We start from the raw sequence: 266 nt of genomic DNA, 5'->3' as shown, positions 1-266 counted from the left end.
CTGATCGCCACGGCCCAGGAACAGCGCGTGATGTTTGTCAGAGAAATCTTCTGCCAGAGCTTCAATGCGTTTGTCCTGAGACAGCATCTGCTCAATACGGCTCGGCAACGCCTGCAGACCATGCACAATGTCATGTTCAATGGAGGCATCCAGACCTTTCAGGCGAGACAGCTTCGCCACCAGCATCAACAGCACAGTTAACTGAGTGGTGAATGCTTTAGTGGATGCCACGCCGATTTCTGTACCCGCGTTGGTCATTAGCGCCA

Annotated in this window: 1 pseudogene; it reads right to left on the bottom strand. The window is 53.4% G+C overall.

Annotation, left to right across the window (positions count from 1 at the left end):
- Window positions 1-266: pseudogene (locus tag FN960_RS24195) on the bottom strand (hypothetical protein); the annotation flags it as partial.

Source organism: Alkalicoccobacillus porphyridii (assembly GCF_007293315.1).
In the GTDB taxonomy this organism is placed as follows: Bacteria; Bacillota; Bacilli; order Bacillales; family Bacillaceae_D; genus Alkalicoccobacillus; species Alkalicoccobacillus porphyridii.
This window is presented reverse-complemented; position numbering and strand designations above follow the sequence as displayed.